This is a genomic window from Vibrio sp. PBL-C16 (assembly GCF_034321865.1).
Classification (GTDB): domain Bacteria; phylum Pseudomonadota; class Gammaproteobacteria; order Enterobacterales; family Vibrionaceae; genus Vibrio; species Vibrio alginolyticus.
The window spans coordinates 3,183,494-3,204,330 of the sequence record NZ_JAXLNY010000002.1 but is presented as its reverse complement, the minus strand read 5'-3'; the positions used below and the strand labels follow the sequence as shown (position 1 = coordinate 3,204,330).

The window sequence follows — 20,837 nt, the reverse complement described above, 5'->3', positions numbered from 1 at the left end:
ATAACAAATAGGAGGACGCTAAGATCCTCCTATTTTGTGTGGGTATGTGAGCCAGATTACTTTAATACTTGTTCAATCTGCCGAGTCTTTATCTGATGGTTCGAAGATACTAACTCTTCCAACCAGGTTTGATGCCCTTGTTGAGCAAGCTCTCGAGCAACCATGGTTGCTTCTTCTGATAACGCCATTTTTCTAACTAGAAACTGCTTTACTTGCGGAGATAGAGGGTTAGATTTTGTAAGTAGACTAATAGCTTCTGGCTTGAGTGATGGGTTAACTGTGGCATTCATCAATTGCTGAATGGAAAAAACGTCTCCAACCGCAGCTAAACGCTCAAGCTCGGACTGGCTGTTGTAATCGGCTTTCATCCGCCAGAGTAAGTTGTACACTTCCTCATCCTGACTAACTTGTGCCAACCTGACTATCACGGCCGTCGAGGGTAACCAACTGGTCACATTTGCTTTGGTTAACTGGGCCGTTAATGCAGCAAGCGCGTTGGGTGATAAACTGTCTAACTCTCGAATCAAAAGCGCTTCACGCGCTTGAGCTTGTTGAGATGGCCCTGTAAGCCATTGCTTTAAGTTAAGCTCTCTTCGTTCAGCTTGTAAGACAAAGTCCAAGGTACTTTGGTCTTGTTTCCAACGCTTAATCAAGCGACTCGCAATAACGGGAAAGTTAAAAGCGGGTACACTAAATTCATACCCATCACCTCGCTCTAACACTTGATAAGTCGGGGTCATACGGATCTGGGACTCAACAAACAGAGCCATTCGAGGCGTGAGAATCACATCTTGCTTTTCAAGCTTTTCCAACAATTGAAAGCGCACCACCTCTTGTTGAGGCAAAGCAAGTCGATCAAGGGCAAATTTAAGCGAGTCGACTTCATCTCTGACAGCGTAATCAAGCAGTTCAGAGACTTTAGTCTGTATTTGAGTATCCTGAAGCCACTGTTCTACTACAGACTCATGCATTTCCTTGGCAGATAATGTCGCAGGTAGAGTGATAAGTGACAAGCTCAGGAGTAATGACGACAACATTCCTTGTTGCATGTTAACCTCCCGATAACATTTCCTTCATTCTGATACTTCTATCGGGAGAAAGCAATAAAAAAGCCACCGATATACGGTGGCTTTTCGCAGAATGACTATTTGAGACTATTGACGACGCATCGCATCGAAGAACTCATCGTTGGTCTTCGTCATCGCTAGCTTGTCGATTAGGAATTCCATTGCGTCGATTTCGCCCATTGGGTGAACAATCTTACGCAGAATCCACATCTTCTGTAGTTCGTCAGTCTTCGTCAGTAGCTCTTCTCGACGTGTACCTGAGCGATTGAAGTCAATCGCAGGGAATACACGCTTCTCAGCAATCTTACGGTTCAAGTGCAGTTCCATGTTACCTGTACCCTTGAACTCTTCGTAGATAACTTCATCCATTTTAGAACCAGTATCTACTAGTGCCGTTGCGATGATAGTTAGGCTGCCGCCTTCTTCTACGTTACGTGCAGCACCGAAGAAACGCTTAGGACGATGTAATGCGTTTGCATCCACACCACCTGTTAGTACTTTACCTGATGAAGGCACTACGGTGTTGTAAGCACGAGCTAGGCGAGTGATAGAGTCAAGCAAGATAACCACGTCTTTCTTATGTTCAACAAGACGTTTTGCCTTCTCGATTACCATTTCCGCTACTTGTACGTGACGAGATGCTGGCTCATCGAAAGTCGACGCAACCACTTCACCTTTAACTAGGCGCTGCATCTCAGTTACTTCTTCTGGACGTTCGTCGATAAGAAGAACCATCAACTCACACTCTGGGTGGTTGTACGCGATGCTTTGCGCGATGTTTTGCAGAAGCATTGTTTTACCCGCTTTAGGCGGAGCAACAATCAGACCACGTTGACCTTTACCGATTGGCGATGCCAAGTCTAAAACACGTGCTGTAATGTCTTCTGTTGAACCGTTACCACGCTCCATCACCATGCGCTCATTCGCATGTAGAGGGGTAAGGTTTTCAAATAGGATCTTGTTACGGGCGTTGTCTGGTTTATCGTCGTTAACGGTATTGACTTTTAGAAGGGCAAAATAACGTTCACCGTCTTTTGGTGGACGAATTTTACCAGCGATAGAGTCACCAGTACGTAGGTTAAAGCGACGAATCTGACTTGGTGATACGTAGATATCGTCCGGACCCGCAAGGTATGAACTATCTGCACTGCGTAGGAAACCAAAGCCGTCTTGCAGAATTTCCAGAACCCCATCGCCAAAGATGTCTTCGCCGCCTTTCGCGTGCGCTTTTAAAATCGCGAAGATGATGTCTTGTTTTCTTAAGCGAGCTAGGTTCTCTAATCCTAAGCTTTCGCCCAGTTTTACAAGGTCAGACACAGGTCTGTTCTTCAGTTCGGTAAGGTTCATGGTGGTGGATTCTTGTTTAGTCAAAATAAGATCTGTTTTCTAGTTAAGATGGATTTGGTCTCAGGATCGACCAAGAAGAGAAATTTGTTCAATTAACGCGCGATAAGTTAGCACTAATTAGTATTCTAGTCCAGAGTTAGAAAAACAAAACCGTGCATTGTAACTTTGCACGGTTTTATCTGTAATCACTTGGTGATTATAAGTTTGCGTCTAGGAACTCTTTTAGTTGAGTTTTAGACAGAGCACCTACTTTCGTTGCCGCTACGTTACCATCTTTAAATAGTAATAGCGTTGGAATGCCGCGAATACCAAACTTAGGTGGTGTACCTGCGTTATGGTCGATGTTTAGTTTACCGATAGTGAGTTTGCCTTCGTACTCGTCTGCGATTTCGTCCAAAATAGGAGCGATCATTTTACAAGGACCACACCATTCTGCCCAAAAATCCACTAGAACCGGGCCTGCAGCGTTGATTACATCGTTTTCAAAACCGTCATCAGTTAGCTGCAAAATCTTATCACTCATCTTCCACTCCAATGTGTTTTTCGAAACTGGTTGGATGATAACCAGTAATTAGATGCCCTATTGGAATGTATTTACTTTCGTATTGCAAGCTTTAGCTGATATTCTATAGCCATGAAAAAGACGCATATCACAGAGCAAAAGTTCGCCGATTTGGGCTTAAAGCCCCAAGTTATTGAAGGATTGGACAAAAAAGGGTTCGAATTTTGTACCCCTATCCAAGCCTTGGCGTTGCCGGTCCTGCTCACCGGCCAAGACATCGCAGGCCAGGCCCAAACGGGTACTGGTAAAACGCTCGCGTTTCTTACTGCTACGTTCAACCACCTTCTGACGACTCCGGAACATGAAGGTCGTAAGCCTACACAGCCACGCGCAATTATTATGGCGCCTACACGTGAGCTCGCTATTCAGATTTACAATGATGCAGAATCATTAACTGAAAGCACAGGTCTAAAAACCGCTCTAGCTTACGGTGGTGAAAGCTACGACAAGCAACTTGCGAAACTGCAAGACGGCGTAGATATTCTGATCGGAACAACAGGCCGTATCATCGATTTCTACAAACAGCGCGTATTTAACCTCAACAACATTCAAGCTGTTGTTCTGGACGAAGCCGACCGCATGTTCGATCTTGGCTTTATTAAAGACATTCGCTTCTTGTTCCGTCGTATGCCTGAGCCAAAAGAGCGTTTGAACATGCTGTTCTCAGCAACGCTGTCTTACCGCGTTCAAGAACTGGCATTCGAACACATGAATACTCCTGAGCATGTCGTTGTCGAACCAGAACAAAAAACTGGCCACCGTATCCAGGAAGAGCTTTTCTATCCTTCGAATGAAGACAAAATGGCGCTGCTTCAAACACTAATTGAAGAAGAGTGGCCAGATCGCGCTATCATTTTTGCCAATACCAAGCATAAGTGTGAATCGGTTTGGGGTCATTTGGCTGCCGATGGACATCGTGTAGGCCTTCTTACTGGCGATGTACCGCAGAAGAAGCGTGAGAAGATTCTTGAGCAATTCACCAAAGGTGATGTCGACATCTTAGTTGCAACTGACGTTGCAGCGCGTGGCCTGCATATTCCTCAGGTAACGCACGTTTTCAACTACGACCTTCCTGACGACTGTGAAGATTATGTTCACCGTATTGGCCGTACTGGTCGCGCTGGTGCGAGCGGCCATTCGATCAGTTTTGCTTGTGAAGAGTACGCGGTTAACCTACCAGCAATCGAAGAATACATTGAGCACACAATCCCAGTTTCAGAGTACGATTCGTCGGCACTGATTCAAGATCTACCGGCTCCGATTCGTATGCGTGCACCACGCAACCAACAGCGCCGCACGAATACTGGCGGTACCCGCTCTGGTTCTGGTAACCGTAAGCCGCAGGGACGTCGTCCACGCCAACCGCGTCAATCGGCACCAAAACAATCGTAATAGGAAACTGAGTTCGTTTTATGAGTCAAGCAGGATCATCACCGCTATATGCCGCCATCGACCTCGGGTCGAACAGTTTTCACATGCTCGTTGTGCGTCACATCGATGGCAGCGTTCAAACAATGGCTAAAATTAAGCGCAAAGTTCGTCTAGCAGCGGGCTTAGATGAACATAATTCTCTTAGTATGGAAGCTATGCAGCGAGGATGGGACTGCTTAAGTCTATTTGCGGAACGCTTGCAGGACATTCCTAAACAAAACATTCGCATCGTCGGTACTGCAACATTACGTACCGCGACCAATGTAGATGTGTTTTTAGAAAAGGCTAACCAAATTCTAGGCCAGCCTATCGAAGTGATTACTGGTGAAGAAGAAGCTGCCACTATCTATAAAGGTGTCGCTCACACCTCTGGCGGTAGTGGTCGTCGCCTTGTAGTCGATATCGGTGGAGCAAGTACCGAACTGATTATCGGTGAAGGTTTCGAAGCCAAAGCACTGACCAGCTTAAAAATGGGCTGCGTGACTTGGCTTGAAAACTTCTTTAAAGATCGCCAATTGAATGCTCGTAACTTTGACGCGGCAATTGAAGGAGCGAAACAGACCATCCAGCCGATTTTAGAACGTTATACAGAAATTGGTTGGGATGTGTGCGTTGGTGCATCAGGCACTGTTCAGGCATTGCAAGAGATAATGCTGGCGCAAGGCATGGACGAAGTAATCACTCACTCCAAACTCAAGCGTCTACAGAAGCAAGCCATGTTGGCCGACCATTTAGAAGAGCTCGATATTGAAGGCTTAACACTTGAGCGCGCATTAGTGTTCCCTAGTGGCCTCTCTATTTTGATTGCCGTTTTTGAATTGCTTGAAATCGATGCTATGACACTGGCTGGCGGCGCACTACGCGAAGGCTTAGTGTATGAGATGGTTGAAGAGCTTCGTCAAGAAGACATTCGTGCCCGCACTATCGCTAGCGTACAAAATCGTTATCAGCTCGATCACCAATACGGTGAACAAGTCGCTAGTCTGGCACACACGCTTTTACAGCAAGCTGGAGGCGATGAGTGGATTACAGAGCCTCAGGGCAAGATATTACTCGAGACCGCCGCAAAACTGCATGAAATTGGCTTAACTATCGATTTCAAAAAAGGCGGAGAGCATAGTGCTTACTTGCTGCAGAATTTGGATCTGCCTGGTTACACGCGCGCGCAGAAGTTCTTTATTGGTGAAGTGGCTCGTCGCTATCGCGAACAACTCACTTCTTTACCTGAGCAGCATGCATTATCAGGCTCAAGTGCCAAACGAGTATTGAGACTGTTGCGTCTTGCGGTTCTGCTCAGCCATCGTCGCAATCCTGATCTAGAGCCAAATGTGACTCTAACAGTTGAAGGCGACAATCTAACGTTACACATTGATGCGCAATGGCTAGAGAAAAACCCACTGACTGCGGCTGAGTTGGAAATTGAATCCAACCGTCAGACAGACATCGGCTGGCCGTTAAGCGTCGTAGCAATATAATCGATCACTTCTGTCATAACGTATTAAGCCCAGGCGTTCGCTTGGGCTTTTTTGCATCTACTTCCCCTACAAAACGTGCTGCCCAGCAAAAATCTCAGCTTCTCCGCTCTACATCGAAAAACAGCCATGCTTTATTGATAAACACAATTTAGCCAACCAAGATGCACCATCATGAAAACCGTTTTAATGACTGGCTTAACTGGCACCCTCGCCCCAAAAGTCGCTCATCAGTTTCACCTACGCGGCTGGAACATATTGGAGTGGAATCACCACCAAATCTCACCAGATGATCCAGAGCAAAGTGAACAATTTTGGCAGCAACACCACATCAATGCGGTGTGCCATATGGCGATGGGAAGTGAAGAGTGGGCAGCGTGGCTTGGTGAGCAATGCAAACGCCACAATATTCCTTACCTCTTTGTCAGCACAGCAATGGTATTTGATGCCACAAAAAACGGGCCTTATGGCATCTTTGAAGAAAGAAACACCCAAGATGATTACGGCAAATACAAAGTTCGTTGTGAAGATGCAATCTGGCAAGCAAATCCAGATGCGATGGTTGCTCGAATTGGTTGGCAGCTCCATCACCAAGCAGAAGGCAATAACATGTTGGCGCATCTCGACCGCCAATATGAAGAGAACGGCGTTATTACCGCTAGCACGGCTTGGTATCCTGCGACTTCTCATATGGACGATACTGCACTCGCCTTTTTGCAGCTTATTGAGCGGAACGAAGCCGGTTTATATCACCTTGATAGCAACTTAAAAGATAAGTGGAATTTCTACGAACTCGTTTGTGCACTCAAACAGCATTACAACAAACCATGGCAAGTGCTGCCAAGCAATGACTATCACCATGACCAACGTCTAACAGATGAACGAATTGCCTTGCCGCCATTGAGTGAACGTTTCACCAAGCCAGAGCAAATCCAGCAAGCCGGCATCATAGGAATCAACTGGGGACGCACGCACATTCCCCACTATCGAAACAATGGTGTATCGGTCACAACGTTATGCGCCAACCAAATAGAACCGCTTCAGCAAGCGTGCAGTGAAGAAGCAATCCCAAAGGCAGAAACGAACATCAGCGCACTCAAACTACTTGATGTCGTGACCATCGCGACACCTGCGCATACTCATGCAGAGATCATAAAGACGTTAGGTTCAACCAAGCTTATCTGTGAAAAGCCATTGGTGGGATTGAATTCTGACATAACTCACTGGCAGCAACCGAACGCCAACCTATTGGTTAATTACGCCTTTGCTCAGCTTAATACCGCCAAGACGATAGAGAAGTGGCTCACTTCGCAAACCCAACCTTGTGTGGTCAATCTAGTCACCCAAGTTAACCTACCGGGCACCTTCACGCTCAAAGAGTGGTTTCTTGAAACTGCCAGTCACCCTATATCTTGGTTGCTGCACTGCTTTGGAGACTATTATCAATCGACACTGGTTGAGGAAAACGGCCAACTGATCGTTGATCTGCAATGTGGCGACCACCAGCTAAGGTTTGTATTTGAACTAACAGGTGAACCGGGCATCGAGCACAATCTAACGATTCAATCCAACCAGACCTTAACCAGCAAAGGCTACTACCGTGTCGGAGAAAAATGGCGTTTCGAGCCCATTCTCGTTAATGGCAACGCGATAAATGATGGAGAGTACAGCGAGTCTGATTGCTGGCAGGACGCCAATCAACGCAGTGTCGGTTTGATGTTGGCGATGTTCAATCAAAGCATCAGCTGGGATAACGGCCTGCAACTTGGCGCCTTCGATGCGCAAAAAGCCATTTTGATTGAGAAGATGCTCTGTTAGCCATTTCACCAGCGAGCTTCCTCTACGTGCCGTACCTTCGATTAAAAGGTCTCACTCGGGACCTTTTTTACTGCTCATTTTTACCTTCGTACAGCTCAGGAAGCTTTTGGACACCCATGATCTAATTGCTCCCCACGCTGTACAAAACCCTCTAAATCCCAGTAAGCAGGTACAAAAAAGCCGCTTGATTTAAGCAAGCGGCTTTCGGGGTTCCCACTGATATTAAGACTGAACGCTTGTCGTCACCTTAAAGTCAGGGTTCACCGCAGTCAGCTTCTTAATTAGGTAATTCAGTAATACGCCGTACATCGGAACGAACAAACCAAGACTGATAATCAGTTTGAAGCCGTAATCCACCAGCGCGATTTCCGTCCAATGCTCTGCCATAAATGGATCTGGGCTTTGATAGAACGCAATGGCGAAGAAAGCGATGGTATCAAGTGCATTACCGAAAAGCGTTGAACACGTTGGTGCCACCCACCATTGCTTCATTTGACGTAGGCGGTTGAACACGTGCACATCCATGATCTGACCAAGTAGGTACGCCATGAAGCTAGCAATCGCGATACGAGCAACGAATAAGTTAAATTCCCCTAGGTGACCAAAACCTTGGAATTGACCTTCGAAGAACACCACCGATAAGAAGTAAGACACTGCCAAAGCAGGCAACATCACTAAGAAGATGATCTTACGCGCCAACTGAGCACCGAAAATACGCACCGTTAAGTCAGTCGCTAGGAATATAAATGGGAAAGTGAATGCGCCCCAAGTGGTATGGAAACCGAAAATAGTAAACGGTAGCTGAACTAGGTAATTGCTAGATGCAATAATGACTAGGTGGAATAGAACCAGATAGATAAGGGCGTTGCGCTGCTGCGCAGGGGTAAAGTTACTCATGCGATACCTTTTTAGTTTGGTTTGGGGGTGAGGGAACCCAAATCGAGTCACTGAATAAAGTGGCTCTTACCAACAATGTAAAATGAAAAATAAACTGGCTTGGCTCTTTCTGAGCGAAGCGGTGGGCGATTATACATTAACCACTTTTCGCCGCAAGTCGTCTGTTTTACGCAAACGTTTGAGCATAAAAAAGGGTGTTTCATGTGAAACACCCTTTCAAGAAAAGTTCTATTTTTAGAAGCCGCGTTGAAACAATCCTGCGAGATAATCCAACTCTTCCCTGCTCTCTTCAATCGCTAACGCTTCAAACCAAATCGCTTCGCTGTAATGCTCTGCTTTCATAAACAGTCGGCAACCTTCAAAGTCGATCAGCCAAGAGTGAATGTCCGCATCCCACTGCTTTTCCACCACAGTAGCAGAAAGCAAACTAACTAAACGCTCACCTAAAGCAGGAAAGCTATCAAGGTCAAAGCTCGGCGCGGTAATGATTAAGCGCCCTTCTTGTGGCATGTAGTCCGCTAAGCCAAATTCCTTTTGCATCTTGGTTCCTTATCCGTGGTGAGTAATGTGTTCTTGAATCAAATCAAGGAATGGATCGGCGTACTTCTCTAGTTTGCGCTGACCAACACCGCTGACTGCCAGCATTTCGCCGTAAGACGTTGGCAGAATTTCCGCCATATCAATCAAAGTTGCGTCACTGAAGACCACGTATGGTGGCAAACCATCTTCATCAGCAATCGACTTACGCAGCTTACGTAACTTAGCAAACAGCTTTTTGTCGTAGTTCTTGCTGGTCAGTTTATCTGACTTCGCCGCACGTGCTGCGGTGTCTAAACGTGGAACCGCTAACTCTAGGGTCACATCGCCACGCAAAAGCGGACGTGCCTCTTCGGTTAATTGCAGCGTTGAGTTACGCGTGATGTTTTGAAACAACAGCCCTTTGTGGATTAACTGACGGAAGATACTCACCCAGTAATCGTGGCTGTGGTCGCGCCCTATCGCGTAGGTAGAAATCTTATCGTGCCCGTTTTCACGTACACGAATGTTTTGCATGCCACGTAACACTTCTACCACGTAGCCCATACCAAAGCTCTGATTAACACGGTACACACAAGACAACGCCTTACGTGCTTCTTCTGTTGCATCAAAGTGCTTCGGTGGATCTAAGCAAATATCGCAGTTGCCACATGGCTTCTCACGATACTCACCAAAGTAATTCAATAGCACCTGACGACGACAAGTCTGCGCCTCAGCAAAGGCACTCATCGCATTCAGTTTGTGGGTTTCCACCTGCTTCTGTGGACCATCGTCTTTCTCATCCAACATACGGCGCAGCCAACTGATGTCCGCTGGGTCATACAACATCATCGCTTCTGCAGGTAAACCATCACGCCCTGCACGACCCGTTTCCTGGTAGTAGGATTCGATATTGCGCGGGATATCAAAGTGAACCACAAAGCGCACGTTTGGTTTGTTGATGCCCATACCGAATGCCACGGTCGCCACTACAATTTGGATGTCATCACGTTGGAAAGCTTCTTGAACGTAAGCGCGCTCATCAGCGTCCATACCTGCGTGATAACCAGCAGCACGAATGTGGTTGTTGCACAGCTTCTCGGTCACCATCTCAACTTTCTTACGGCTACCACAATAGATGATGCCGCAGTTACCCTTTTGGGTTTCAAGATAACGAACGATTTGCGAAACCGGCTTGTGCTTCTCAACTAAGTTGTAGCGAATGTTAGGACGGTCGAAGCTGCCTAGATAAACCTCTGGATTATTCAGTTGCAGACGCTCAAGAATATCTCGGCGCGTTGCATCATCCGCCGTCGCCGTCAGCGCCATAAATGGCACATGGGAAAACTGCTGCTTAAGTTGACCAAGCGCGGCGTATTCTGGACGGAAATCGTGTCCCCACTGGGAAATACAATGCGCTTCATCGACAGCAATCATCGATAGCGGCAAGTTTTCCAAGCGCTCAATGAAATCACGCATCAATACGCGTTCTGGCGAGACGTACACCAACTTAAGATGACCAGTGTGCATGCGGTTATACACGCTGAGCAGTTCTTCACGAGGCATGGTCGAGTTAATGCATTCAGCCGCTACACCGTTGGCTTTAAGCTGGTCCACTTGGTCTTTCATCAGCGAAATAAGCGGAGAAATCACCAAAGTAATACCAGAGCGAACCAAAGCAGGGATTTGATAACACAGCGACTTACCGCCACCAGTAGGCAGGATAACTAAGCTGTCGCGACCTTCTATCGCAGCGTCAATCACCAACTGCTGACCATCACGGAACTCTTGGTAACCAAACACATCCTCCAACACACGTTGAGGCGTTACAGGCGAATCAGATTGTTCGGCTAACAAGGTCGAGGTCATGAAAAGTCTCAGATTGGGTCTTAAAAAAGAGGTGCTTATGCATACCACTGGCACACAAAGTGAGGGCACATTGTAATGGGGTTTCATGGTGAATAAAACCGCAAATTGTTAGGTGTTTCGCATCACGACTCGTATACTGATTTTCTGCTCTATAAAACACACAATTAGGTGACACTTCATGACACCAGAAGACGAACAACAACGCGCGCGGCAAGGTATCTTGCTAGCGATTGGTGCGTATACCATGTGGGGCATTGCGCCGATGTACTTTAAGTCCATCGCACAAGTATCTCCTTTGGAAATTTTAAGCCACCGAGTGATATGGTCTTTCTTTTTGCTTGCTGCACTCCTCCATTTTGGCCGTCACTGGCGCTCGGCTTACCACATCGCGAAAGACAAAACGAAAATCGCTTACCTGATCGCAAGTTCCATGTTAATTGGCGGCAATTGGTTGATTTTCATTTGGGCGGTAAACTCGAATCATATGCTCGACGCCAGCTTAGGTTATTACATTAACCCACTGATCAACGTCTTACTCGGGATGGTATTTTTGAGAGAGAGACTGCGTAAATTACAGTGGTTCGCGGTTGTATTGGCAGGTTGTGGCGTACTCGTTCAACTGATTGTATTTGGCTCCGTACCTGTTGTTGCGATGGCGTTAGCAATGAGCTTCGGCTTTTATGGCTTATTAAGAAAGAAAGTCAGTGTCGATGCAAAAACTGGCTTGTTTATCGAGACATTACTTCTACTGCCAGTGGCCGCTGTTTATTTGCTTTTTATTGCCGATACACCAACCTCAAATATGCTTACGAATCCACTTACGTTAAATAGTTTGTTGATCGCGGCTGGGGTTATAACAACCCTGCCACTGCTGTGCTTTACGGGTGCAGCAACAAGACTCAAATTATCGACTTTGGGCTTTTTCCAATATATAGGCCCAAGCTTAATGTTTTTACTTGCAGTATTGATGTATGGCGAACCCTTTACCATGGATAAAGCGATCACTTTCGTCTTTATTTGGGGAGCACTAGTCGTGTTTAGCTTTGATGGATTACGTAATAACCGTCGCTCACGCCGAATCGTTCAGCCACAGTGATCGTTTTTTACAAGACAAGTTAGAAATTGCCAGATAAGCTTGGTCATAATGTGACCAAGCTTTTTTTGTTTAATGGAACATATTCAGTACTACGCAACCGACCATGACAACTTGAGTCTAATAGAGGCGAAATACCAGAAATTTGCTTTTCAAAGGCATTACCATCTGGATTTTCATCTCGGCCTGATCACGCATGGTGCGCAGAAGTTCCAATACCAAGGTAACAGCCACCAAGTTGGTCACGGGCAAATTGTGATTATGCCGCCGGATGAGCTGCACGACGGGCAATCTAAGCTCGAGAGTGGCTACGAAGTAAATGTGTTTGCGATCGAACCTCATCTATTGAGCGATCTGGCTGATCTTAAGCAAAACGGTCAAATAATACACTTCAACGAACTGATCATCTCGGATCCGCAGATATTTTCACAACTTAGTAACTTACACGGGCTGCTTCGTCGTGAAAACCTCAGCCAACTCACCAAAGATTGCCTTCCTTTTGAAGGATTTAACCAACTTTTTGATCGCTACGGATCGCTTGAGCGACAAAAAGTGGTGCCGCTAGGAAACCAATCGCTTGGGACGTTAAAAGATTACCTAATGGCGAACCTTGGCCAAGCAGTGCGTTTGGATTCACTTTCAGAGCTGTGCCAACTGAGCCCAACTCAGTTCCAGCGCCACTTTAAAGCGCAAACTGGCATGACGCCTTATGCATGGTTCGCACGCCTGCGCCTTGAACAAGGCATGAAGTTACTGCAAGCTGGTCAATGTGGTACCGACGTCGCTCATCAAATCGGTTTCTACGATCAAGCGCATTTCAGCAAAGCGTTTAAGCAGACCTACGGCGTTTCCCCTTCTCAAGTAACTCGTTAATTTCATTTACCGAGAAAGCTGTCAGTTTTTTACAAGCGCCACAGGTAACTTGCCACGACAATAGCCGCATTGGTTATATTTGAGATGTGTTATGAATGAATCCACCACATTGCTGACGCTCGCCAGCATTCACTTTATTGCCCTAATGAGTCCCGGTCCGGACTTTGCGCTGGTCGTACAAAACGCGACGCGTCATGGTCGTCAAACTGGCTTGTACATTGCGTTGGGGTTGTCTGTCGGTATTTTGCTGCACTCTTTGTTTAGCCTGACAGGCGTGAGTTATATCGTCCACCAGCACCCAGTGTTGTATTCGGTGGTGCAACTGCTCGGTGGTAGTTATCTGCTCTATTTAGGTATTGGTGCATTGCGCGCAGTGATCTCGATGATCAAAAACCCACAGGCGGATCAACCTAAGAAGCAAAACAACCTAGTGATCAGTAATAAGCGTCAGGCATTTGCGAAAGGATTTGCGACCAACATTCTTAACCCGAAAGCCTTGGTGTTCTTTATCAGTTTGATGTCGAGCTTAGTCCCTGCTGGCATGTCGATTACTGGCAAAGGTACTGCCTTGGTCATCCTGTTTGGCTTGTCGCTATTCTGGTTCTCTAGCCTTGCATGGATGCTGTCGACACAGCGCTTACAGCGTAAATTACAACAAGTGGGTATCTACATCGACGGTCTATGCGGCGTGGTATTTACTCTAGTGGGCGGCAGTATTCTATACCAAACTATCAATACTTTTATCGGATAAAGTACTGATTTAAAAGCGTAGCACAATCGACATTTCTAAGATTGCTGACTCGACGTGACTCTCCATAACTGCCAAGCTCAAAGCACAAAACTGGCAACATGGAGAGTCATCATGCATTGGACGTTCAACCGACTCGTGACCACGGGTCTTTTTCTTACTTCCCCACTCGTCTTATCTACCTCAGCCTTTGCTAACCAAGCAGCAGATGCGGTTGCACCGGAGCACAGTACTGGCTTCGAGCAAAAGCAATTGGTCAAAGCCAAAGGTTATATGGTCACAGCAGCCAACCCACTTGCAACCCAAGCCGGGGCAAATGTTCTTGCACAAGGGGGCAATGCTATTGATGCCATGGTTGCCGTACAATTGATGCTGGGCTTGGTAGAGCCGCAATCATCAGGTATTGGTGGCGGTGCCTTCTTAGTGTATTGGGACAGTGAGAAACAAAAACTGACTACGTATGATGGACGCGAAACCGCACCGCTCGCCGCAACGCCGAAACTCTTCCTAGATGACAAAGGACAACCACTGCAATTTTACGATGCGGTTGTCGGTGGGCGTTCCGTTGCCACTCCTGGTACAGTGAAACTGCTGTGGGACACGCACCAGAAATACGGCAAGTTGGAATGGAAGAAGATAATCCAACCCGTGATTACCTTGGCTGAGCAAGGTTTCGAAGTCAGTCCTCGCCTCGCGAGTCTGATTGAAAAAGATGCCAAGCGCCTATCTCGCTTCCCTGCGACTAAGGCTTACTTCTTCAATCCAGATGGCTCACCAAAAGCCGAAGGCACGTTGTTGAAGAACCCTGAATACGCGCAAACTCTGACGGCAATTGCAGAGCAAGGGGCAAAAGCTTTCTATCAAGGCGATATCGCCACAGACATCATCAAGACAGTACAGAATGCACCGGGCAATCCTGGCGTATTGGCACAACCTGACTTTGATGCGTTCCAAATCAAGCAACGTGAGCCGGTTTGTGCGGCTTATCAAAGCTATGATATCTGCGGCATGGGACCACCTAGCTCTGGCGCATTGACGGTTGGACAGATTCTCGCGATCACCGAGCAATACGATCTTAAAGGTTGGGGAGCCGAAAGCGCGAAATCATGGCAAGTGATCGCCGATGCATCGCGCCTTGCGTTCGCGGATCGTGGTAAATACATGGCTGACCAAGATTATGTGCCAATGCCAACCGAAGGCTTGCTTGATAAAGATTATCTCAAACAACGTGCTGAGCTCATTCAAGTCGGTAAAGCCTTGAGTAAGGCTGAAGCCGGTAATCCTCCTTGGTCGCACGCCATGAACTTAAGCATGGACCAATCGATCGAGCTGCCTTCCACCAGCCATTTCAATATCGTCGATAAGCAAGGCAATGTGGTTTCAATGACAACAACCATCGAGAACGCCTTTGGCTCACGCTTGATGGTACGCGGCTTCTTGCTCAATAACGAACTGACCGATTTCTCTTTCCGCACGCATCAAGATGGTGTGCCAATCGCAAACCGATTAGAACCGGGCAAACGCCCACGTTCATCTATGGCACCAACCATTATGATGAAGGATGACAAGCCTTACATGGCAATTGGCTCACCGGGTGGCAGCCGCATCATTGGTTACGTCGCACAAGCCATTATCGCCCACACGCAATGGGATATGGACATCCAAAGCGCGATTAATCAGCCACGATTGCTGAACCGTTTTGGCACCTTAGATATTGAGCAAGGTACCGCCGCAGAGGGCTTACAGCCTGCTCTGGAGAAGATGGGCTTTAAAACCGATGTTCGGGATTTGAACTCTGGTCTGCATGCGATACGAATAACAAAAGACGGTCTTGAAGGCGCTGCGGATCCAAGACGTGAAGGTGCCGCTATCGGGCAGTAAGAGTCTTTCGCTCGACCCCTTGTGCGAGATCTCTCACAAAGGGTTGAGCAAACCTCTCTTTTTTAATGGTAAAACCGTACAACAAATATAATAAGCCATTGAATTTAATACTTATGTATCTTTTTTGAACGCTAAGAGTGTAAAAAAATGTGAGATTAGCCCGTTGTTGGAAATCGTTAAACACGTAATATTAAACCTGTCGGAAGGATGCTGACACGGAACAGGAAACACCACGGACTTGGTGAACTTCAGGAAGAAGAAACGGTTATTCAGGATGAATAGTCAGGCATGGATTGCAAAATTGGACATTGAACGGAATCAATAGTGACTAGGATGGTTGCTACTAAGGACGGGAAATGGACACCTCTGGACGAGGCAAGGATTTGAACATCAGGATGATGTCAGGGACACCGCTCAGGGAACAAGTGATGAGAGCTAACGAGGATAGTTAGCAGACCAGGATAAGGTCACTAAGGACACCGCTAGGAAGGCGACGTAAGGATTAAGCTGACGGATTCAGCACACTATCATGGATTAGATGCATGGAGCACTCTTAGTAGCTGGATTGCTGCGAGTAAGACTATAACCCCGATGGGCGCAAGCCCTCGGGGTTTTTCTTTGCCTAAAGTTTTTCTCAGTAGATCTGCTGAAAACAGGCATTCACCCACAACGCCCACCTTTCACTTCAAACGGCATCGTTAAGTCGCGCTTTTGTACTCCATTTATCATTCCATTTTTTACTGCGTTAGCGACACCAAAACTGCACAAACAAAAAGAGCCGCCGAAGCAGCTCTTAAGTTGATGAGTTTTGGTCAAGCCTTACAGTTTCTCTAGTCGTGCGTAAGCAGTTACCAACCATTTGATGCCTTCACCGTTAAAGGCAATCTGTACACGGCTCTGTGGACCACTGCCTTCGAAGTTGATGATGGTGCCTTCACCAAACTTTGGATGCATCACACGAGAACCTAGCGTAAAGCCGGTTTCATTAAAGCTCTCTTTCACAACAGTTTGGCTAAATCGACCACTGCTTGAAGGACGGCTAACTTGCGCCTTCATTCGTACTTCATCTAAACAAGTTTCTGGCAGTTCACGGATAAAGCGAGACGGTTTATGGTATTTATCCTGACCGTACAAACGACGCATTTCAGCATAAGTGATGTACAGTTTCTGCATCGCACGGGTCATGCCTACGTAACACAGACGGCGTTCTTCTTCTAAGCGCCCTGCTTCTTCTGCCGACATTTGGCTTGGGAACATGCCTTCTTCCACACCGACCATAAACACCAATGGAAACTCTAGACCTTTCGCACTGTGTAATGTCATGAGCTGAACCGCATCTTCAAATTCGTCCGCTTGTCCTTCGCCCGCTTCTAGTGCTGCGTGGGTTAGGAATGCCGTCAGCAGTGACATGTCTTCGGCTTCTTCTGGTTTCTCGAATTGGCGAGTTGCGGTCACCAATTCCTCCAAGTTCTCAATACGTGCCTTAGACTTTTCGCCCTTCTCTTGCTCGTACATCGCGAACAAGCCCGAGTATTTAATCACATGGTCAGTTTGGTGATGCAGCGGCATCTCTAAGGTGTCGTCTTCTAGCGCGGTGACAAGCTCGATAAAACGGCTCAGAGCACCAGCAGCGCGACCAGCAAGCACCTTCTCGTCCAACATTGCCACACTCGCTTCCCACATGGTGCAACCACGATCACGAGCCGCAAAACGGATGGTTTCAAGCGTCTTATCACCCAAACCACGCGTTGGCGTATTCACCACACGTTCAAACGCCGCATCATCGTTACGGTTGGCAATCAGACGCATGTAGCTCAAGGCATCTTTGATTTCCTGACGTTCGAAGAATCGCATGCCGCCGTAGATACGGTAAGGCAGACCGGCTTGAATTAACGCTTCTTCCAGAACACGCGACTGGGCGTTGTTACGGTAAAGCATCGCAGCGTCATTCAGAGCACCGCCCTTGTCTTGCCACTCTTTGATTTTGTTCACCGCAAAACGGGCTTCATCTAATTCGTTGTAAGCGCTGTAAACCGAGATGGGCTCACCGACCACGCCATCCGTCCACAACTCTTTACCCATACGCTCGGTGTTATTCGCAATCAGGGTGTTAGATGCTTCCAGAATGGTCTTGGTTGAACGGTAGTTTTGCTCAAGACGAATGGTATTTACGCTTGGGAATTCGAGCGTAAACTTCTCAATATTCTCGACTTTTGCACCACGCCAACCATAAATCGACTGGTCGTCATCACCTACGATCATCACGTGACACTCAGGACCCGCCATCATACGTAGCCAAGCATATTGAATGTTGTTGGTATCTTGGAACTCGTCCACCAAGATATGCTTAAAGCGTGCTTGGTAGTGTTCACGGACGAACTTGTTATCACGCAGTAGCTCATGTGCGCGCAGCAAGATTTCCGCAAAATCGACTAAACCAGCACGGTCACACGCCTCTTGGTAAGCGGTGTACAACTGCAGATATGTCTTGGTCACTGGATCATGGTACGCATCAATGTGCGACGGGCGCAGACCTTCGTCTTTCTTGCCGTTAATCCACCATGCCACTTGGCGTGCTGGCCATTGCTTCTCATCGAGGTTTTGCGCTTTGATCAAACGCTTTAGCAGACGCTGTTGGTCGTCACTGTCGATGATTTGGAAATCTTCCGGTAGCTTGGCATCAAGATAGTGTGCACGCAGAATACGGTGACAAATGCCGTGGAAAGTACCATTCCACATACCGCCTGCACTGCCCATCATTAGCTCTTCGATACGTCCACGCATCTCTGCCGCCGCCTTATTGGTAAAGGTTACCGACATGATTGAAAACGGAGAAGCTTGCTCGACCGACATCAGCCAAGCGATACGGTGAACAAGAACGCGTGTCTTACCACTTCCTGCGCCAGCAAGAACGAGCAAGTTTTCTAGAGGTGCTGCAACAGCTTCACGTTGTTTATCGTTCAAACCGTCGAGTAATAGAGATGGATCCATCATGATGAGAGCTACTGGTTATTTATACATAAAAACCGATTATAACCTAAACAACCTGGTGCTGTTTAGACAAAACTTGATAAAAAAATTGATGTTTTTTTGCCCAACACATCAATTAGTTATACCTATTTGACCCTGCAAACCCATTTACTTCAGAAATTTTTCTGAAAGTTTTTTAGCCAGTTTCCTATCTTTTAAGTTAAGCAAGTTGATAACAAAAACGCCAAAACAGGCGATTCATCTTGCCAACTTAAAGTAAAGGAAATCATTCAGAGGAATTTATTATGAAAAAGTCGAATCTAGCTGTTACTGCTGCTGTTACTGGTCTTCTAGCTCTTGGTGGCACAATGCTAACTGCAGCTCCAGCTGTCGCTGCTGAAAAAGAAAAGTGCTATGGCGTTTCTAAAGCAGGTAAAAACGACTGTGCAACAAAAAGCAGCTCATGCGCTGGTACTTCTAAAGAAGATAACCAAAAAGACGCATTCGTAGTCGTACCAAAAGGTCTTTGTGACAAGCTCGCTGGCGGTAGCACTTCTTCTTCATAATCTTTTATCGCTAGCTATTGTGAGGATGCGTTGACGCTCAACCAACGCAAAGCCAAGACGCATCCTTCTCTTCCCGCACGATTTGAAAAGGAGTTTCACGTGAAACACCACACCTTCCACGACCTTGTTGGAGTTGGATTAAGAACCCCTCACCTCGATTACTTTAGCCAAAACCAACCCGAGTTGTCTTGGTTAGAAATCCACAGTGAAAACTATTTCCAACCCAATGCAACAGAGCGCCATCAGCTACAAACGCTTCGCGAGCAATATCAAATTAGCTGCCACGGTATTGGTTTGTCGCTAGGCTCGGTGGAACGTGTTAGTCAAAAGCATCTTGCGCAACTTAAAGCACTGATTGGCTCAATCGACCCAATCCTTGTTTCTGACCATTTAAGTTGGAGTGAAAACGGCGGTCACTACTTTAATGACCTGCTTCCACTTCCGTATACGGAAGAAGCGCTCAACGTGTTCACTCGTAACGTGAATGAAGTGCAGAATTATTTGCAACGCGAGATCTTGATAGAGAACCCATCTAGTTATGTGAAGTTTCAACATTCGACCATCAGCGAATGGGAGTTTCTTACCGAAGTGCAAAAGCGCACTGACTGTCGTTTATTGCTCGATTTAAACAATGTTTATGTTTCGGCGTTCAACCACGGTTTTGATTGCGACACATACCTAGATGCGATTCCAGCCGACAAAGTGGATGAGATTCACTTGGCAGGTTTTATCATCAAACAACTCGACAAAGGTGAGATATGGATTGATACCCATAGCCGCCCGGTTAGCGATGAAGTTTGGCAGTTGTTTTCACAGTGGACAAAAAAACACGGTCCACGTCATACGTTGATTGAATGGGATTTGGATATCCCCGCGCCAGAAGTCTTATTAGGAGAAGCACAGAAAGCATCGCAACTACTGTTGCAAGGCACACTTCCAAGTGAACAAAGCGAGCCAAGGAAGGCATCATGAATCTAGCCACCTTACAAAGCCAGTTTGCTAAAGCCCTGCACTATCAAGCGCTCGGTGAAGACTGCGATATTGCCAGTGATGAGTTTACCGCTGATGAACGCATACAAATTTACCGCAATAACTTTATCGTCAGCTTAAGCGAAGTGTTGTCCGCGACCTACCCGATGGTTGAAGCGCTGCTTGGTGAAGAATGCTTTGAGCAGATAGCTCGCCAGCATGTTCTTTCTTACCCATTAAAAGAAGGAAATGTGGTGCATTATGGCGAAGGCTTTCAAGACACCATCATGCAGTTTAGTCAGGTGATCGCACAAGCACCTTACAGCCCTGAAGTCGCACGCTTCGAGTGGCATATCGACCTAGCTCGTCAAGTACAGTATGAACAATCCAATGCAGCGGAATTAAAACCGCTTGCGTTACTTGGCGAAGTGAGTGAAGAGCAACAACCCGCTTTAGTCTTACACCTTAAAAAGGGCTGCCGCAACTTTGACTCCAACTACGCAGTATTCGATCTATTTAGCACGATTCAAACTGGGCAATTCGAACAACTTAATATCAACCAATTACAGCAAGGTGTCATCTCGATTCAAGCCAATGGAGAAGCCTTGTGTCACGCACTCGATGCCGATGTGTTCCAACTGCTGCAATGTTTAGAGCAGAAGCAGAGTTTGAGCGAAATACCTGAAGTTTTACTCGCTCATCTCAATCGCATCATGGCACTCGATATTGTTGACGGCTTTACATTGCAATCAATCTAA

17 protein-coding genes are annotated in these 20,837 nt (G+C 46.8%); 10 read left to right on the top strand and 7 right to left on the bottom strand.

Annotated elements, in window-relative coordinates; genetic code table 11:
- Positions 1-56: 56 nt before the first annotated feature.
- The 3 genes from UQW94_RS23000 to trxA form a co-directional block, all read right to left on the bottom strand.
- Entirely contained in the window at positions 57-1,049 is a 993-nt protein-coding gene (locus UQW94_RS23000; RefSeq protein WP_005378756.1) for a hypothetical protein, read from the bottom strand.
- A gap of 105 nt (positions 1,050-1,154) precedes the next feature.
- Positions 1,155-2,414, bottom strand: coding sequence for a transcription termination factor Rho (gene rho / locus UQW94_RS22995; protein ID WP_005378757.1), 1,260 nt, complete (start codon positions 2,412-2,414; stop codon positions 1,155-1,157).
- A 196-nt stretch (positions 2,415-2,610) separates the two neighbouring features.
- Positions 2,611-2,937 carry a thioredoxin TrxA gene (trxA, locus tag UQW94_RS22990; RefSeq protein WP_004745500.1) on the bottom strand — a complete coding sequence of 109 codons (327 nt, stop codon included), beginning with the start codon at positions 2,935-2,937 and terminating at the stop codon, positions 2,611-2,613.
- A gap of 111 nt (positions 2,938-3,048) precedes the next feature.
- Between trxA and rhlB the strand changes: the two genes are divergently transcribed.
- The 3 genes from rhlB to UQW94_RS22975 all read left to right on the top strand — a co-directional run bounded on the left by rhlB (position 3,049) and on the right by UQW94_RS22975 (position 7,697).
- Positions 3,049-4,368 carry an ATP-dependent RNA helicase RhlB gene (gene rhlB, locus UQW94_RS22985; RefSeq protein WP_005378764.1) on the top strand — a complete coding sequence of 440 codons (1,320 nt, stop codon included), beginning with the start codon at positions 3,049-3,051 and terminating at the stop codon, positions 4,366-4,368.
- Between the two features lie 20 nt (positions 4,369-4,388).
- Complete coding sequence (gene gppA / locus UQW94_RS22980) at positions 4,389-5,882, top strand: guanosine-5'-triphosphate,3'-diphosphate diphosphatase (protein WP_054577299.1); 1,494 nt, start codon at positions 4,389-4,391, stop codon at positions 5,880-5,882.
- A gap of 171 nt (positions 5,883-6,053) precedes the next feature.
- A complete protein-coding gene (locus tag UQW94_RS22975) occupies positions 6,054-7,697 on the top strand; it encodes a sugar nucleotide-binding protein (protein ID WP_054577298.1) in 1,644 nt (547 codons plus the stop codon).
- Between the two features lie 222 nt (positions 7,698-7,919).
- Here the strand turns inward: UQW94_RS22975 and UQW94_RS22970 are convergent, their stop codons facing one another.
- The 3 genes from UQW94_RS22970 to recQ all read right to left on the bottom strand — a co-directional run bounded on the left by UQW94_RS22970 (position 7,920) and on the right by recQ (position 10,979).
- Positions 7,920-8,594, bottom strand: coding sequence for a 7-cyano-7-deazaguanine/7-aminomethyl-7-deazaguanine transporter (locus UQW94_RS22970; RefSeq protein WP_005378770.1), 675 nt, complete (start codon positions 8,592-8,594; stop codon positions 7,920-7,922).
- Positions 8,595-8,828: 234 nt separating this feature from the next.
- Positions 8,829-9,134 carry a DUF3630 family protein gene (locus UQW94_RS22965; RefSeq protein WP_167415541.1) on the bottom strand — a complete coding sequence of 102 codons (306 nt, stop codon included), beginning with the start codon at positions 9,132-9,134 and terminating at the stop codon, positions 8,829-8,831.
- Between the two features lie 9 nt (positions 9,135-9,143).
- Complete coding sequence (recQ, locus tag UQW94_RS22960; RefSeq protein ID WP_042523966.1) at positions 9,144-10,979, bottom strand: ATP-dependent DNA helicase RecQ; 1,836 nt, start codon at positions 10,977-10,979, stop codon at positions 9,144-9,146.
- 178 nt (positions 10,980-11,157) lie between these two features.
- Between recQ and rarD the strand changes: the two genes are divergently transcribed.
- The 4 genes from rarD (at position 11,158) to ggt (ending at position 15,574) form a co-directional block, all read left to right on the top strand.
- The gene (gene rarD, locus UQW94_RS22955) at positions 11,158-12,075 is read left to right on the top strand and encodes an EamA family transporter RarD (RefSeq protein ID WP_258457744.1); all 918 of its coding nucleotides are present in this window, start codon (positions 11,158-11,160) and stop codon (positions 12,073-12,075) included.
- Between the two features lie 72 nt (positions 12,076-12,147).
- On the top strand, positions 12,148-12,945 hold the full coding sequence (locus UQW94_RS22950) for an AraC family transcriptional regulator (protein ID WP_322142582.1): 798 nt from the start codon (positions 12,148-12,150) through the stop codon (positions 12,943-12,945).
- Positions 12,946-13,036: 91 nt separating this feature from the next.
- Positions 13,037-13,696: a LysE family translocator gene (locus tag UQW94_RS22945; RefSeq protein ID WP_322142581.1), complete on the top strand. Its 660-nt coding sequence runs from the start codon at positions 13,037-13,039 to the stop codon at positions 13,694-13,696.
- A 111-nt stretch (positions 13,697-13,807) separates the two neighbouring features.
- Entirely contained in the window at positions 13,808-15,574 is a 1,767-nt protein-coding gene (ggt, locus tag UQW94_RS22940) for a gamma-glutamyltransferase (protein ID WP_322142580.1), read from the top strand.
- Between the two features lie 819 nt (positions 15,575-16,393).
- Here the strand turns inward: ggt and uvrD are convergent.
- The gene (gene uvrD / locus UQW94_RS22935; protein WP_005378778.1) at positions 16,394-18,568 is read right to left on the bottom strand and encodes a DNA helicase II; all 2,175 of its coding nucleotides are present in this window, start codon (positions 18,566-18,568) and stop codon (positions 16,394-16,396) included.
- Positions 18,569-18,849: 281 nt separating this feature from the next.
- On the opposite strand from uvrD, the gene UQW94_RS22930 reads away from it, so the two are divergent.
- The 3 genes from UQW94_RS22930 to UQW94_RS22920 all read left to right on the top strand — a co-directional run bounded on the left by UQW94_RS22930 (position 18,850) and on the right by UQW94_RS22920 (position 20,837).
- A complete protein-coding gene (locus UQW94_RS22930; protein WP_005378779.1) occupies positions 18,850-19,110 on the top strand; it encodes a DUF2282 domain-containing protein in 261 nt (86 codons plus the stop codon).
- A gap of 99 nt (positions 19,111-19,209) precedes the next feature.
- The gene (locus tag UQW94_RS22925; protein ID WP_213969099.1) at positions 19,210-20,082 is read left to right on the top strand and encodes a DUF692 domain-containing protein; all 873 of its coding nucleotides are present in this window, start codon (positions 19,210-19,212) and stop codon (positions 20,080-20,082) included.
- Entirely contained in the window at positions 20,079-20,837 is a 759-nt protein-coding gene (locus UQW94_RS22920; protein WP_322142579.1) for a DNA-binding domain-containing protein, read from the top strand. The genes UQW94_RS22925 and UQW94_RS22920 overlap by 4 nt, the downstream gene beginning before the upstream one ends.